Here is a 16,080-nt window from a genome sequence, read left to right on the forward strand (position 1 = left end):
AGGTTTTTTGCGCCAACTTGCTGACGCCAAGCGATCGCCCTCAAGTTTCCCCAAAGGACGATTGCTTGAATCTGCGTTAAACAAAGACAAAGCTAGTATCGCTTGCCAAATTCGTCTTTAGCTTTAACCCATCTTCAACAACAGCAATTAACTCTGTTCCATTGCTGGTAAAGATGCCGACAGCAGACTTTTTGCCAGACACGGCTGATGCAGACCTGAGTGAATAATTGTTAGCAAATCCCTTGAGTTCAATCTTATCCTGAGCCTGAAAGCTGGCAATAACGGCATAGTCGCCGTTAGCGGAACTGGCATAGAAAACGGAACTGGTATCACCCAAGACATAAGTATCTGCACCCTGATCGCCTTTGAGTAGGTCAATTTCCCTTGTGCCACCCCCCCAACCGATGAGGCGGTCATTGTCCTTGCCTCCAGAAAGGGTGTCACTGCCAAGTCCGCCTAAGATGGTGTCATCGCCATCGCCCCCAAGGAGTATATCGGCACTTGTCTTGCCATCAAGGTAATCATTGCCTGATCCACCGTCGATTAACTCATTGCCATTAGTGCCGATCAGGCGATCGCTCCCAGCTATGTTTCTAGGGAGATTAAATCGAGCCACACTTGGGTCGTGATCGCTATCCTGGTCGGCAAACTCGGAGTTGACATGAACTACATCATACCCATCTAGCTTGTTAAGCAAGTTGCTACTTACTAAAATGTGGTCAAGTGTTTGGGCATTACCTTGAAAGTTATAGGTATAACGCTCATTTCGAGGCAGAGTTTCAATTAAGGAAGTCAGTCCAGCGCTTTCTAGGGTGCTGACAGGGGTAGAAAACTCAAAGTCATTCAAGTCCCCCACTACTGCTACATTGGCATTGGGGTCGATCGCTAAAATACTTTGAACAAAGTTTTTCACCAACGTAGCTTGTTGCTGACGCTGGACTTCGCTAGTGAGGGTTGGCGGTTGATTCGGCCCGTATAGCGGTTGGTCGCCGCCTTTAGAATTAAAGTGGTTGCCAATTATATAAACAGTTTTACCGTTGAAAGTAAATTCACCAACTAACGGCTTGCGACTGCTAGTAAAGGCCGAGTTGGTGGGGTCAATCAAACCAGGACTATTAGAAACTGTGGGAACACCAGAAATGTTGCTAACTGTGGTGCTGGAGGTGGAAGTACCACCAGGGCGATCTACAAAGCTGACACGACTGGGATTAAACAAGAAGCCCACCCGGATATTTCCACCAGGTTCACCGCCATTGGTATCGTCCACTGGGTTAATTTGGCGATATTGATATGTAGGGCCACCAGCAGCAGTAATTGCCCTAATTAATGTTTGGAAGGTGGTGCTGGCATCAACTACGCGATCATTTGTCGGCCCGTTATTATCCTGAATTTCTTCCAAACTAATGATGTCTGGTGATTTGAGATTATTAACAATCCGGTTGGCAAGGTTGTTAAACTTGGTTGCACCATCACCTGGATCAAGATTTTCGACGTTGTAGGTAGCAACTGTCAGTTGGTCAGTGGTGGAAGTTAGGGCTGTGACTTCCCTGCGGAGTCTGTTAGAAGTAACACTCACTGAGGTGGGCAAAACTTCATAGTTATTGAAGCTATAATCGACCACACCCGTAATCGTGGCGAGAGTAGCACCGACATTAACCTGGGGTGAGCTACCAGAGGTAAATAGGGTATCATCAATTTGGATCCGCTCTGGATTAAAATCATTGGGACTAATCACGATACCACCACGCGCTGTGCGTTTGGTGGCATTAGCGCCATTGTCTGCCAACACCCAAATCTCTCCAAAAGAATTAGTCTGGCTCACTGCTACAGGATTATTTACCTGTACCACCATTGCTTCCAAGCTTTCGTAGAAATCAATGCCATCTTGGGCAGGGTCAAAGGTGGTCGTTCCAGTTTCGATATTACCAGTAGTGTCGTTATCGATTACCGTCCTTGGGATGGTTCTGTTGCCATTACCCAGAATCGTGGCAGATGGCAAAGCATTACCACTGGATAGTTTCACAATTGTCGGGCTAGTAATCTGAGTGGTAGTCAGGTTGTTAGCACCACTAGCACCACCAGGTCGAAACTCGCTCACCATACCGTCAACTAATATTGAGTCACCCACTTGCACAGTTGGTGCTGATGAGGTGAAGATAAAAATGCCTTCGGAAGTGCGATCGTCGCTATCTGGGTTGGGGTCTTGCAAGTAGAAGCCATTAGATTTTACAACTGTGACAATTCCTGGTACATTGCTAACGGTCTGATTTCTCAAGGATGAAATATGTGCCGTTCCCTGAATGTCGCTAATCCGAACAGATGGAGTGATTTCAAACATCGCAACCGTCTTGCTGACTTCGTTCGTAGTAACTAATAAAGGTTTGCCTGTGGGACTATCAGCCGCCGAAACAAAGGTTAGCCCTTCGATCGCAATATCTTCGGGAGTGTTGATATATTCAACGAAGGTTGGCGCTTGCGGATTTGTCACCTCGTAGACGATGACATCGCCAGTACGTTCTAAACCAATAAAAGCATAGGTGCGGTTGTTGATGACTCCGATTACCACACCTTCGGGTTCAGGCCCTTTGTTATCGCTGCGGCTGTCAAAGGTAGCAACTGTACCATCTGAGTTAAACAGGGTTGGTACTTTGGTTGCCGTAATTTGTTCCAATTGGTCGCCACTGTCGAATATTTGATTGCCCCTTGCGTCCCAAATCGAAAAGGAACGCGCCCCAAATGCTTCGATCCGATCAAAATCTCCGTCTTTGTCTGTGTCTCCTGTGGCGTTGGTTAATTGTAACCGTCCCAGATTGGCATTATTCTTTAAAATTGCTGCATTGGGGAAAACAGTTGCATCTAAAACATATCCAGCTGCGCCCACCCGGATTTCTTCGCTAAAACCAGTGTAGTCCCGGGAATCTCCTTCGTTAGCGGTGATGTAGTAAGTTTGTCCGTTAGCGGTAAAGCTAGCGATCGCATCCGGTTGATATAACCCAAATATTGGCCAATTCTGAATATTAATTTTACCACTACTGCTGGTTAAATCGCGATCGCTAGCATCTAATCCCTTACCTGGGAGATTGTGATTCTTCGCACCCAGAGGCCAAATACTGGTAATGGTAGCACTGGCTATATCCAGAATCGCGATCGCATTATTTTCTTGCAACGTAATCCTTGCAGTTTGACCGTCTGGAGATACAGCAATGTATTCTGGTTCTAAGTCTTGTGCCACTGTCGAGCCTGGCCCAGTAATCCGCACACCTGCGGCTTTGAGTGTGGCAATCTGGCTATTGAAGCTAGTAAATGAGGCTTGGGCAACGGTTGCATTCGCCACGCCACGGGAAATGTTAATAATACTGACTGAACCTTCAGGATCTACTGAATTTGGTTGCCCGTAGCTGTTGGGTTCTCCCTCATTTGCTACTAATACCTTTTTGCCATCAGGCGTAAAGGTGAGCATATCGGGTAATGCACCTACTGCTACCGAGTTTAAGAATTTACCGGCAACATTATAAAAACTCACCTGTCCTGTTTGTTGGGCGCTTGTGGTGGTGTTTTGAACCGCGTAGGCGACTGCGACAATGCCGTTTTTCACCGCAACACTATTGGGAATAGCTTGTGTACCTGCGGGGGGGGTAAATCCTGTTGTCAAAGAACCAGTCAAGGTCAGCGCCCCTGTATTGCTGACACTATAAATTTCAACTATGCTAACCGCAACGACAAACAGGCGATCGCTTCCAGAATCAAAGGCGGATATTTCAGCTCCATTGGTACTGGTGAAGCCCCCAATTTTCTGCAAAAAGCTGGAGTTAGTGTTGACAGATAAGTTGACTGTGGGATTTACACTGGCGATCGCCAAGTTTGTAGTGTCTGGAACTGTAGTAGTGTGGTCACTATTATCGCCTTGTGTCAAAGCCATTAATAACGTCTCCTTCAATTGACTTTGTATTGTTTGAGAACCGCCCGAAAAGCCTAAGTACGTTGGTGCGAAAAAAGTCAATTATGTTACGAAACATAAATAAGCTTAAAATCATTTACTAATGACCAATGACAAAGGACAGCCTTAGCCAGTTAACTTTAATTGCGCCAACCTACTTATGTTCAGCAATAATTTGCAACTGTAATCAACTCCCATTGACAATCGCAATATCACCATTAAAAAAACTATTTTCTAGTTAAAAAAGCTACTTATTTTACTAGTGTTAATTTATATTGAGCAAACTCAAGTTATCTCAACAACGTTAAGAAACCGCTAGCAAGAGGTTAAAACAACAAATAGTTAGGGCAACACAAGTCCTAAAAACTAGTAAAAATTTTGTTCCAAAAATTTCTCTTTAACCTCTTACCTCTGTGTTCTCTGCGTCTCTGTGGTTAGATAAATTACTTTTAAACCGCAGAGGCACAGAGAACACAGAGAAAAAAAGAGATTTTTCAAGTCACCTTGAAAGGGCTACTGGCCTGCGGGAGCATCCCAAATGTGCAACCTTTGAAACTTAATCTTTGTTTATAACCAGGGAAAGAGGTAGAGAAAGCTACTGTATGGAAACTTAGATATAAGAGGTGAAAGTAATTTCTAGCTACCAAAGATTTCATGCAAAGCAATTTAGTTATATTTCCTAAGGCTGAGGCTGCAAAAAATAGCACACAAACTCAAGAAAGAACAATTACCAAGTACGACCGTGGCGAGGAGCAATTTATAGAACTGCTAGCAATGGAGGATTTGGACACTAAACTGGATCTAAACCCTACAAGAACTAGTGAGTTTGAACAGACGCTCTCGATGGCAATTGGCGCTGCTTATGGAAAGGATCGCTCTGATGAACAAGCTCACCTTTTTCTGCAACGAATACTTTATCGAATCAATCGGCTAAAGCTGTTCTGGTACGACGATTTGCAGAACTACACCAATGAGCGATCGCTGTATTTGTACTCATATCGTGACCAAATTGAATCTGCTTGGCAACACTGGGAACTGGCACAATTGGATGTGGCTGCACTACAACAATTGGATGTAAAACAAGCTTTAATTGAGCGCACATCTGCCGATTTAAATCCGCCGTTGTCGGAGAGTAGCCGCTATATCCGAGAGGAAATGACTGAAGCTGGCTATCTTCACTTGCTAGCCATCGGCTCCTTTGATGGTTTGGTTGAAGGTAGTCGTCTTTGCCACGTATTGGGTGGTGCTGCTAATGAAGTGCAGTGTACGTTGGTGCGAGTACTACTAGAAGAATACGGCAATGGTCGTTTATCCCGCAAGCACTCGACATTTTTTGCTCAAATGCTGGCTGAGTTTGGGATGAACACCCAACCAGAAGGATACTTCGATTTAGTACCCTGGGAAGTCTTAGCTTGCGATAATCATAACTTTTTGACTACCGATCGCAAACGCTATTTTCTACGTTATTGTGGCGCGTTGACATATTTTGAGGTGGCTGGCCCTGCGGCTTACAAAAACTATCTGGCGGCGGCGCAACGACTAGAACTGTCAGAGGCGGCGATGGGTTATTGGGAACTGCACATCAGAGAAGATGAACGCCACGGTCGTTGGATGTTAGATGATGTAGCTTTGTCTTTGGCAGAACGCTATCCCAATGATGCGTGGGAACTCCTCCTTGGCTATGACCAGGAGAAACTAATGGGCGATCGCGCAGCGAGGGCTGTTGTGCGATCAATATGTGAAGCAGAAAAAACCACTTTACTCCCATAGGACTTACGCAATAACTCTCTGAAACTCTTATTCCTTTGTGTCCTCCGCGTCTTTGCGGTTCGTTTTTTCATTATTTTGCGTAAGTCCTGCCCCAGAATCAATCGCAAAAATTAGAAATAGCAGGTTATTCTTAGCGTTTTAATTTGACATTTCTAAGTCATTTTATTGCTTATTCACCTGCAAACTCATTTCTTTAGTAACCCTTTGCTAAAGGAACAGTTTTTTATGGACTGAATACAGGGCAACAAATAACCTTCTATTACATTGATTATACCTTACACCTTGAATTGTAGTCAAATGAAAGACATCTTTTTTTGTCCGGAAGAATCTAATTTTTACTCCAATTGCTTAGAGAACTTTGTTCTGAGAAATTGTAAGAATTCCGAATCTATTGTGGAGTTTGGCTCAGGAGATGGCAGCCCTGTAATTAATTCCTTGTTGAGGAACAACTTTGATGGAGTCATCCAAGGATTTGAATTAAATACTTCTGCATGGAAAGTCGCAAATTCAACCATTGATGAATACAATCTCACTAATAAATACGTTATCCATAATTCATCTTTGTTTAATTCTTCTCAACCCAATGCCGAGTATCTTGTAGCCAATCCGCCCTATCTCCCTGCACCTGATAACGATATCTATATGCCACTCTTATTTGGGGGCGTAGATGGAGCCACAATTACTAACGAGCTTTTGTTGTTAGGTTATGAAAATGTCTTGGTTTTAATATCTAGCTTTTCTAATCCAAGAAGTACCCTAAACCTAGCAAAAGAAAATGGTTATTATGTTCAAAACTTCATGGTATTACCTTTGCAGTTTGGCTATTATAGCTCCGATCCCAAGGTAAAGAAACACATCAAACATCTCCGAAAAAATCAGATGGCATTTTATTCTGGCGATTATTATTTTTTAGCTGGTGTTTTATTTAAAAAATGCCATTCGTCTGTAATTGATTTATCTAATCAATTAGCTCAGGTTATGACTAGTTTGTGAAAATCGAGAACAATTTACAAGACAAGGCAGCTATGGTGCAATACCCTTGGGATAAGACTAAAACCCTTGTGCAGTGGACAGTGTAGAGACGTTGCATTGCAACGTCTCTACAGGACTATGGTTCTCAGCCATTGACTAGATTTTCTATAGTATCGGCATCATTCGGTAATGCGGCTGTTAAAACTTCGCTCCCATTTGAAGTAACTAAAACATCATCTTCAATGCGGATTCCACGCACATCAGCAAATTCAGATAAACGCTGCCAATTCACTACCCTCTGATATTTTGAGCGAACACTGGCATCATTGAAAATTGCTGGTACTTGATAAAAACCAGGTTCAATTGTGACTAACATTCCCGGACGCAGGGGACGATTTAAACGCAGGTAGCCTAAGCCAAAGCGATCGCTCCTTTCACGTCCCTCTTCATAACCTGCTAAGTCGCCCAAATCTTCCATATCATGGACATCTAAACCCAATAGATGACCGATACCATGAGGGAAAAACAAGGCGTGGGCATCCATCTCTACTAAATCTTGGGGATTTCCTTGTAAAATTCCTAACTCTACTAAACCTTCAGCTATCACCGTAGCAGCTAGCAGATGGATATCCCCATACTCTACACCAGGGTGTATTTTGGCAATGCAAGCATCATGGGCTGCCAATACAATATTATAAATATCTCTCTGGGTAGATGAAAACTTACCGGAAACTGGCCACGTGCGAGTGACATCACCTGCCCAACCCGTCTCCGTTTCAGCGCCAACATCAGCAAGGAGTAAGTCACCTGGTTGCAGGGGATGGTGATACTGCTCGTTATGCAAAACTTCACCGTGAACTGTGACAATACTATTGTAGGAAGTGGTCATATTGTGGGCAATAATTACCCCTTCCATCGCTGCACGAACTTCTGCTTCGAGTTTCGCTTTCGATGTTGCACCCATACCAGCTTTGTGTGCCTCAACGGTGACAGCCGCAGCCTTTCGCAACTCGGTTAATGCCGCATCATCGTGAGTGAGGCGCACAGAAACGATCGCCTTAGCTAACTCCAAGTCAATTCCTTGAGGAGGACTCTGTGGTAAAACCCATCTATTTAATAGCTGCGATTGTTGCGTCCAAGTAGCAGCATCTTGTACAGCAAGTGTGGCAGCATCTTCTATCCAAGACTCTAATTCTGCCATTGGTCGAGCAACATCCGCCCCAATATGTAGCGCTATTTCCTCGCGCGTTGGCATTTCTCCATGCCAAAGCCCACTGCTGGGTGACGGATCGTCGATGAATAGTTCTAACTTACCTGCTTCTAGACGAATTACCGCCTTTGATAATGGCAGTCCGGCGAAATAGAGGAAGTGACTGCTAGCACGAAACGGAAGGGAATTTGCAGGAAAGTTGCGCGGACTGTTGCTACCTGACCACAGAATTGCCGGGAAATCAATCAGATTGGCTAGTTGTTCCCGTCGCTGGCGTAATGTATCGATCAGAGAACTAGAAGTTTGTTGGATCAGCATAAATCTAAACTCAAAAAAAGGATAAAGGTGATACTTTTACCTTTATATAGGACTACTATTTGATTTCTGAACAGATATGTAGGGTGCGTTAGCGTTTCGCGTAACGCACCGAATCCTTAAGAATGGTGCGTTACGCTGTCGCTAACGCACCCTACAAATACTTAATGTTGTTCAAAAATCAAACCGGATTCCTATAGGACTTACGCAATAACTCTGTAAAACCTTATTCCTTTGTGACGGCAGTCGCTCATGGGGGAAACCCCCATGCGCTAAAGCGTCTCCCCTTGGGAGAAGACCGCGCTGCCTCTCCTTTGCGTCCTTCTCCCAGGGGTAGACGCACTCGCGTTTGCGGTTCGTTTTTTCATGATTTTGCGTAAGTCCTGCTTTATTTAGTCGTTATCATCTTTGTCGTCGCCATCTTTGCGATCGCCATCTTTGTCGTCGCCATCTTTGTCGTCGTCATCTTTGTCGTTCTGTTGTTCCTGGTTAGGCTGTAGGACTGGTTTTTGTTGCTCAGTTGGAGCTGGTGGCTGCGGTGCTTGAACACCACAACTAACTAATCCTCCAAAAATCAGCGCTAAGTTGACAGCAGCAAAGATGCTTCTGAAGATTTTTATCGTTAAGTTTCCATTTGGATTCAACATTGATTTGGGGTTGGATGTAGAGTAGAGCTATTTCATTCTATTTTTACCGCAGTTTTTACGAATCTTTTTGAGAAAAATCAGAATAGGACTTACGCAACCATTGGTGTCAACTTAACGTGAAACCCTTGCAATGGCGTTATACCAAGCCTACTCAATTACTAATTATACCCTCGCAACCCGACCCCGCTTTTGTCTACTGACAAAATCTCCCCTCTCAGACCTAACCCCCAGCCCCTTCCCTACAAGGGAAGGGGAGTCAATCTTCAAAGCCCCTCTCCGCTTCGGAGAGGGGTTTGGGGAGAGGTCTAGCGTTTGAACTTAAGTTGACACCAATATTACGTAACTGGCATATTATTTTGAGTTTGTAGTCAACGCGAGTGCGTCTCAAAATCCGGGCTGTTCGCGGAGCGTTCCCGTAGGGTAGCCCTGACTACAAACTAAAAGCTTTTATTTTTTGTGACACTTGCGTATGATACTACTTTCAGAGTAATTTTATGGGACAAATCATTACCCAGGTTGATGCTTTCACTAATACAGCCTTTGCAGGTAATCCTGCTGCTGTATGTGTTTTGCTTACTCCCCAAAATGATACCTGGATGCAAAACATCGCGCAAGAGATGAACTTATCTGAGACGGCTTTTGTAGTCAAACAAAACGATCGCTTCAATCTGCGTTGGTTTACGCCAACGGTGGAAGTACCCCTTTGTGGTCATGCAACTCTAGCTAGTGCCCATGTACTTTGGTCAGAGGGACATTTATCACCCAATGAAGTTGCGCGTTTTTATACCAAAAGTGGAGTACTCGTTGCTAAGTTACAAGGTGAATGGATTGAGTTAGATTTTCCAGTGAATCACTCTCAAGCCACAGTTGCACCTCCAGAACTGGGACAAGCTTTAGGTGTACCATACAAATCTGTCTGCCAAAATGCTCTCGGCTATTTAGTAGAACTAGAGTCTGAAGAATTAGTGCGGCAAATACAGCCTAATTTTCAACTACTAAAAACGTTGCCTATTTCTGGTGTGATTGTCACCAGCCTCACACCACCTGATTCCCAATATGATTTCGTCTCTCGCTTCTTTGCACCGGGAGTAGGTGTTAATGAAGACCCGGTGACTGGAGCGGCTCATTGCTGTCTCGCTGTTTTTTGGCGCGATCGCTTGCACAAAGATCAACTGTTGGCTTATCAGGCATCCAGTCGCGGTGGCGTGGTGAGGGTGTATTATGACGGAGGCGATCGCGTCTTTCTTAGCGGACAAGCGGTAACTGTGATGCGAGGCGAATTATTTACCTGAAGCTAATTTTGAATGTTTGTAGTTAAGACTTTAGCCCTTAAAGGTTGTTTGAAAAGTCTTTGTTAGGCGATACAATGGCATTGTGACTCCAAACAATGCCATTGTGACTCCAAACAATGCCATTGTGACTCCAAACAATGCCATTGTAACTCCAAACAATGCCATTGTGACTCCAAACAATGCCATTGCAAGAGGCTGAATTCAGATGGCACGGCAATACAAACACTAAACCGCAAAAACGTACTTTTGCGAAGAAGCGACTGTCACAATATTTAAACAAGTTTATATTTGAAATTTAAAAATGTCTGCTAAACACAAAGATAGTAGAAATCCTATGCAATCTCGTGACTGGCCAATTGAGCAATTACCTGGACTCAGCCAAGACGAACAATCTCAACTGCAAAATTGTGGGATTATCAGCACAGTAGCGCTAGTCAAACAAGGCAAAACCCTAGAGGAAAGACTAGCGTTAGCAAATAAACTACAGATTCATCTTCAGTACGTAAATAAATGGATGGCTTTAGCTGACTTAGCACGTATTCCCAGTGTAGGCATACAATATTGTGGTTTATTACTCCATGCAGGTATTGCTTCTGTGGCGCAGTTAGCTCAAACTCCAACTCACAGATTGCATCAACAAATTATGCGCTTGCAGGTAGCAACAATGCAGCGAAGAGATCTGTGTCCAGCGATTGAGCTAGTACAACAGTGGAGTCAGCAAGCAAAAATAGTCGGGAGTAGGGAGATACGCGATTAATCGCTTCAGTACTGGGGAGTAGCTGACAGGTATTAGAAAACTTTAAACAAAATCTATTCAGATATAGCCATTTATTGGCTATAATCTCTACTGAGAGCAGTAAGAAGCTACCTCAGACTGATTAAGAAGACCTTAATCAATAAAAAAAGTAATCCCGTCAAGGGATAGGGGATGTCTGGTAGTACATCCAAGGCCACTAATCCCAATATCCAAGGATGTCCATCCTGAATTTGGGGTAGCTTAAACCTAAATTTCAAACGTCTGACTATATTTGACTATGAGATTTGGAACTATATGGTTAATATCTCGAAATTTATATGTTATGTTAGGTAAAGGTTATAAACCCAGAGTAAATGCTCTGCCCTTTTGAGACTAAGACCGATTAGGCAATAAGGAGGTGATGCCCATGATAGAAAGTAGTAAATGCATGGGTCATCAGGTTGCAGTTAGCCGGCTGTGCGCCGGGGCTGTTCTCTAAAAGTTAGCCTTAGTCATCTTTGAGATACTAAGTTAGCTCAAGTAGCTAGGCAAGCTCGGAGTTCCTTCCGGCAGTCTGGTTGCAACCTGAAGACCCGCTAGACCGCCCTAATTTAGATCATCCGATCTAAATTAGGGCGGATAGTTTTTTATAAATGACTTTTATTTTATTAATGGTTGCTTTTTAAAAGGTTACATGGCGATACCTGTGATGAGCAAAGCCAGTATGTTTAAGTTTTATTAAAAATAAAAATATCTTGTAGCAAACCTTTGGGTCTGACTAGATGTGAGGAATAGTGGCTACCTACCAAGTCTGATTAAATATGTGCGTATGCATTATGCCTTAGTCTATCCTCCCATACTTCTTGTGTGAATAATAAAAGGGGTTTGCCTTTGTCAGATGCAAAATCTAAGAGGCAGTTTGAAAAGTATTTCACTGTGACTTTAGGCACTTTTATATCTCCCCTAACCCCCCTTAAAAAGGGGGAAGAATCAAAGTCCCCCTTTTTAAGGATTTAGGGGGATCTAGAACTTTTGATACCAACAAGAGGACTTTTCAAACGTCCTCTAACAGATATATAAGTCAATACAGTTCAGTTAAGCATTTCTTTGTTCTCTTTCTTCTCTTTCTTTGCGTCCAACTCTTACGAAACGTTCCGCGTTGGCGTCCTTCTCCCTTGGCGCTAGCCTCTCCCTTTGGGAGAAGGGGAGACGCTAAGGCGAAGGCGGTTCGTTAAAAAAATTGACTTTGGCAAAGAGTTTTAGCCTTAACTGAACTGTATTGATATATAAGTAGGAATTTTTTGATATGGCACAACTACTCACCGAAGCGGAAATTCAAGAACAGGCAAAGGTTCTGTCAGGTTGGACTGTTGAAGACTCCAAGTTGCAGATTACCCGCACATTCAAAAATTTTATCCAAGCAATTGAGTTTGTCAATAAGCTGGTGGAGCCGGCTGAGTCAGCAGGACATCATCCAGATATAGAGATTTCTTACAACAAAGTGAAGATTATACTCACAACACATGATGCAGGCGGGTTGACGCAGGCAGACTTTGATCTAGCGGGGGCGATTTCCCAAATCAACTAAGTGATTTATTCTGGAATTTTACATTAGACATATCCGAAAAAGAATTGTTTTGACGTAGCAGTGCTACGTCAAAACAAGGGTTCTGGGTAACGCATATTTAATTTCACCAGATGTCTATTAAACGAGCGTAAGTGACCGCGACACTGTCTAAAGCTTTCAGTAATTTACCCAAGTCAGAAGTGAATAAGCTAAAGCCTACTCCCTGCTTAGATATTTAGACAAGTAGGTGTGACAGTTATTAAGGCGATCGCTCCAATCTTGCCAACCAGATCAAATGTTTTATAATGTTATGATATAAAGATATGTTTTTGCATAAGTTAATCCCATAGGTTTTTAACCCTAAGTTAATCGTTTATTAGCTTTGCAAAAACTAAAATTGTAGTATTGGCAAGTATGCCTCATCCACAGGTTTCAATGAGATGTCGCATTTTTGAGAATTAGGTGCAACGAAGCCAATTGTCTAAACAAGGTGTGAGGAGTAAAGAAAAGATGTCTAATCTATTGTGGAAATCCTTGGTGGTTAGCCCAGCAGTTTTGGGAGCAACATTGTTAGTTTCGACAACAGCAATTGCGTCTCCAAACACAACCACTGAAGTCTCACCAGCCGAACAAGCAAGTGTCACTGAAGTTGCCCAACAGCCAGAAATATTGGCTCAAACAACGATAGATCAAGTTAATCGCTACAGCAACGAAGGCAACCAAAATAACTCTCAGTCTCAAGTAACATCGGTTTCTCAATTTTCCGACGTACAACCCACGGACTGGGCATTCCAAGCATTGCAGTCCTTGGTTGAGCGCTATGGTTGTATTGCAGGTTATCCCAATGCCACTTATCGCGGTAATCGGGCTTTGACCCGGTATGAATTTGCTGCTGGTTTGAACGCCTGTTTGGATCGGGTTAACGAATTGATTGCTACAGCAACAGCTGACTTGGTGACTAAACAAGATTTAGCTACTTTACAACGGTTACAAGAAGAGTTTTCCGCAGAATTAGCAACTCTACGCGGTCGCGTAGATTCCCTAGAAGCGCGGACTGCTGAATTGGAAGCTAATCAGTTCTCTACTACCACAAAACTAGTCGGTGAAGCTATTTTTGCCGTCAGTGATGTGTTTGGGGGTAACACTGGTGACAACAACAACACCGTCTTCCAAGATCGGGTACGTTTAGACTTGCAAACCAGCTTCACTGGTAGAGACGTTTTACATACTCGTCTCGCAGCAGGTAATGCAACAGCCTTTACACAATTTGATAATGTTGGTAATCAGATCAATACTGCCGAAGGCACACAAACATTTCAAGTTGGTAGCACTGGTAACAACGCTGTCAAGATAGACCGTTTGACCTACGAAGCTCCCGTAGGCCCAGCCCAAGTTTACCTCGCAGCCAGTGGCGGACGACACAGCCATTATGCTGCTGTGAACAATCCTTACTTTTTTGACAAGACCGACGGCGGTAACGGTGCTTTATCTACCTTTGCCTCTGAAAGTCCCATCTATCGGATTGGTGGCGGTGCAGGTATAGCGCTCAATCTACCCCTTGGTAAAGGTGGCGGTATCTTGGGAAATAGCTCAATCACTGCGGGTTACTTGGCATCAGAAGCTAATAATCCTGGTGTTAGTTCAGGTCTGACCAACGGCGACTATGCCGCTTTAGGACAGTTGAACTTTAGTGTTGGCGATCGCTTGGCTTTAGCTGCTACCTACGTTCACGGATATAACGCAAGTGGTGCTTTATTCGACTCTGGTTCTACGTCAGACGGAACAGTTGGATCTGTTGCAGTAGGTACTAGACAAGCTAACTTTTTAGGTAATGCAGCAGGTAATGCAGCAATACCTCCTGTAGCAAACCCATCTTCAAGTAATTCCTACGGTGTGTCTGCTGCGTTTAGACCCAGCGACAAACTGTCAATTAGTGGCTTCGTCTCTTACCACGATATCAGTGGCTTTGGTAGAGGTGATGATTATGAAGCTTGGTCATACGGTGCTGGGGTTGCATTAGCTGATTTTGGGAAACAGGGTAACGTTTTAGGTTTCTTTGCTGGTGCACAGCCCTATTCCTTTAACCGTCCAGATTTCGTTGGTGGTAATGATATACCCTATCACTTTGAAGGCTTCTACAAATATCGCGTGTCGGATAACATCTCTGTTACCCCTGGTGTAATCTGGTTGACCTCTCCTGGTCAAAACAGTGATAACGACGATGCAATTATCGGTACGCTGAGAACAACTTTCACCTTCTAGAGTGTTGACTATCCACCAACAATTTTGAACTCTATTTATCCCCACCATTAGGTGGGGCTTTTTGTTGTAGTTAGCAGCAATATAGGACTCATATTTGATTTTTGAAAATATACGTAGGGGAGCCAGTCGTGTGGGCGGGTTTCCCGACTTGAGCGAACTGGCGTTGTGTTAGCGACAGCGTAACGCACTAAACCCTTAAGAGTGGTGCGTTACGCGAAACGCTAACGCACCCTACAAATACTAATTTTGTTCAAAAATCAAATCGGATTCCTATAGAAAAACTCCAGTAGTGAACCGGAGTATAATAGAAAAGTTAGGAGTGGTGAGTTAAAAGTTTTGAGTTAATACTATTTTACTTTAAAAATGACACAAATACTCTGGTAGGGGCAACGGCATTGCCCATTGGTGTCAACAAAAGCTTAGAAACAGCTTAACTGTTGGCTTCCTCACCCGCCTGGAACTAGAGTTCTTTGGCTTTTTGGTCTAGCAGAACTGATTAAAATAATTCGTAATTCGTAATTAAGTTTTGTGACGGGGATTTAGACCCCGACCCAAAACGTTCTGCCTGTAGAGACTCTTGACTTAAACCCCCAAAGTTCGTAAAAGCACGCAAACCTAGTTCTAAGGCGATCGCAGTTGAACCAGCCAATAGCCCAGTTTTATCCGGGGGACGACCAGGGCCCCACAAAATCCAGGGAATTGGGGCTGGGTTTATTCCCCAAGTGTTAAAGATAAAATTGATTGATGAAGTGATTACTGTCACCGATGAAGAAGCGATCGCCTACAGTCGGCGTTTAGCAAAAGAAGAAGGGCTACTATCTGGTATTTCCAGTGGAGCAGCTTTATGTGCAGCAATTCGCGTCGCCCAACGTCAAGAAAATAAGGGGCGTTTAATTGTGATGATTCAGCCGAGTTTTGGTGAGGGGTATTTGAGTACGCCGTTGTTGCAAGACCTGGATGCAAGGTTAGCCACTAGCGTTAGTTAGCGCTACATTGAATTAATGGTCAATTCTAAGCACGTTTCTAACCATTACGAAACTCTCAAAGTTAGTCCAAGTGCAAGCCTTGCGGAGATTAAGCAAGCTTATCGCCGCTTGGTTAAGTTATTTCATCCTGACAGTAATCAGGATACAGCCGATCACGAGCAGATTATCCGCATCAATGCAGCTTATGAGGTCTTAGGCGATAATCATAATCGCCGCAATTATGACCAACAACTGCAAGATGACTCTCACAAATTAAATAGCGATCGCCAACGCCGTCAGCGATCTACTCTTAGAAAGCCTGGGAATTGATAAGTGTTGTGGTCAATAATTTTTGTCATTTGTCATTTGTCTTTTGGACTTTGTTTTTTACAAATGACCAATGACTA

At 43.6% G+C, this 16,080-nt stretch carries 10 protein-coding genes and 2 pseudogenes; 8 read left to right on the forward strand and 4 right to left on the reverse strand.

What is annotated here, in order from left to right:
* Nucleotides 1-76 precede the first annotated feature (76 nt).
* Nucleotides 77-3,919 carry a choice-of-anchor I family protein gene (locus tag LC605_RS01820; protein WP_229545872.1) on the reverse strand — a complete coding sequence of 1,281 codons (3,843 nt, stop codon included), beginning with the start codon at nucleotides 3,917-3,919 and terminating at the stop codon, nucleotides 77-79.
* A gap of 672 nt (nucleotides 3,920-4,591) precedes the next feature.
* On the opposite strand from LC605_RS01820, the gene LC605_RS01825 reads away from it, so the two are divergent.
* Together LC605_RS01825 and LC605_RS01830 are read left to right on the forward strand one after the other, a co-directional pair.
* Entirely contained in the window at nucleotides 4,592-5,707 is a 1,116-nt protein-coding gene (locus LC605_RS01825; protein WP_229545873.1) for an iron-containing redox enzyme family protein, read from the forward strand.
* A gap of 297 nt (nucleotides 5,708-6,004) precedes the next feature.
* A complete protein-coding gene (locus LC605_RS01830; protein WP_229545874.1) occupies nucleotides 6,005-6,700 on the forward strand; it encodes a class I SAM-dependent methyltransferase in 696 nt (231 codons plus the stop codon).
* A 124-nt stretch (nucleotides 6,701-6,824) separates the two neighbouring features.
* Here the strand turns inward: LC605_RS01830 and LC605_RS01835 are convergent, their stop codons facing one another.
* Nucleotides 6,825-8,207, reverse strand: coding sequence for an aminopeptidase P family protein (locus LC605_RS01835; RefSeq protein WP_229545875.1), 1,383 nt, complete (start codon nucleotides 8,205-8,207; stop codon nucleotides 6,825-6,827).
* A 389-nt stretch (nucleotides 8,208-8,596) separates the two neighbouring features.
* The gene (locus LC605_RS01840; protein WP_229545876.1) at nucleotides 8,597-8,851 is read right to left on the reverse strand and encodes a hypothetical protein; all 255 of its coding nucleotides are present in this window, start codon (nucleotides 8,849-8,851) and stop codon (nucleotides 8,597-8,599) included.
* A gap of 494 nt (nucleotides 8,852-9,345) precedes the next feature.
* On the opposite strand from LC605_RS01840, the gene LC605_RS01845 reads away from it, so the two are divergent.
* From LC605_RS01845 to LC605_RS01860, 4 genes are all read left to right on the forward strand, one after another.
* Entirely contained in the window at nucleotides 9,346-10,143 is a 798-nt protein-coding gene (locus LC605_RS01845) for a PhzF family phenazine biosynthesis protein (RefSeq protein WP_229545877.1), read from the forward strand.
* A 301-nt stretch (nucleotides 10,144-10,444) separates the two neighbouring features.
* Nucleotides 10,445-10,900, forward strand: coding sequence for a DUF4332 domain-containing protein (locus tag LC605_RS01850; RefSeq protein WP_229545878.1), 456 nt, complete (start codon nucleotides 10,445-10,447; stop codon nucleotides 10,898-10,900).
* A gap of 1,285 nt (nucleotides 10,901-12,185) precedes the next feature.
* Nucleotides 12,186-12,467, forward strand: coding sequence for a 4a-hydroxytetrahydrobiopterin dehydratase (locus LC605_RS01855; RefSeq protein ID WP_229545879.1), 282 nt, complete (start codon nucleotides 12,186-12,188; stop codon nucleotides 12,465-12,467).
* Nucleotides 12,468-12,956: 489 nt separating this feature from the next.
* Entirely contained in the window at nucleotides 12,957-14,708 is a 1,752-nt protein-coding gene (locus LC605_RS01860) for an iron uptake porin (RefSeq protein WP_229545880.1), read from the forward strand.
* 496 nt (nucleotides 14,709-15,204) lie between these two features.
* Here the strand turns inward: LC605_RS01860 and LC605_RS01865 are convergent, their stop codons facing one another.
* Nucleotides 15,205-15,357, reverse strand: coding sequence for a hypothetical protein (locus LC605_RS01865; protein ID WP_229545881.1), 153 nt, complete (start codon nucleotides 15,355-15,357; stop codon nucleotides 15,205-15,207).
* On the opposite strand from LC605_RS01865, the pseudogene LC605_RS01870 reads away from it, so the two are divergent.
* Both LC605_RS01870 and LC605_RS01875 read left to right on the forward strand, forming a co-directional pair.
* A pseudogene (locus tag LC605_RS01870) lies at nucleotides 15,308-15,694 on the forward strand (pyridoxal-phosphate dependent enzyme); the annotation flags it as partial. The gene LC605_RS01865 and the pseudogene LC605_RS01870 overlap by 50 nt on opposite strands.
* A 15-nt stretch (nucleotides 15,695-15,709) precedes the next feature.
* Nucleotides 15,710-15,940, forward strand: a pseudogene (locus tag LC605_RS01875) (J domain-containing protein); the annotation flags it as partial.
* Between the last annotated feature and the right edge of the window lie 140 nt (nucleotides 15,941-16,080).

Origin of the sequence: Nostoc sp. CHAB 5836 (genome assembly GCF_020829445.1) — a bacterium.
Taxonomy (GTDB): domain Bacteria; phylum Cyanobacteriota; class Cyanobacteriia; order Cyanobacteriales; family Nostocaceae; genus Nostoc.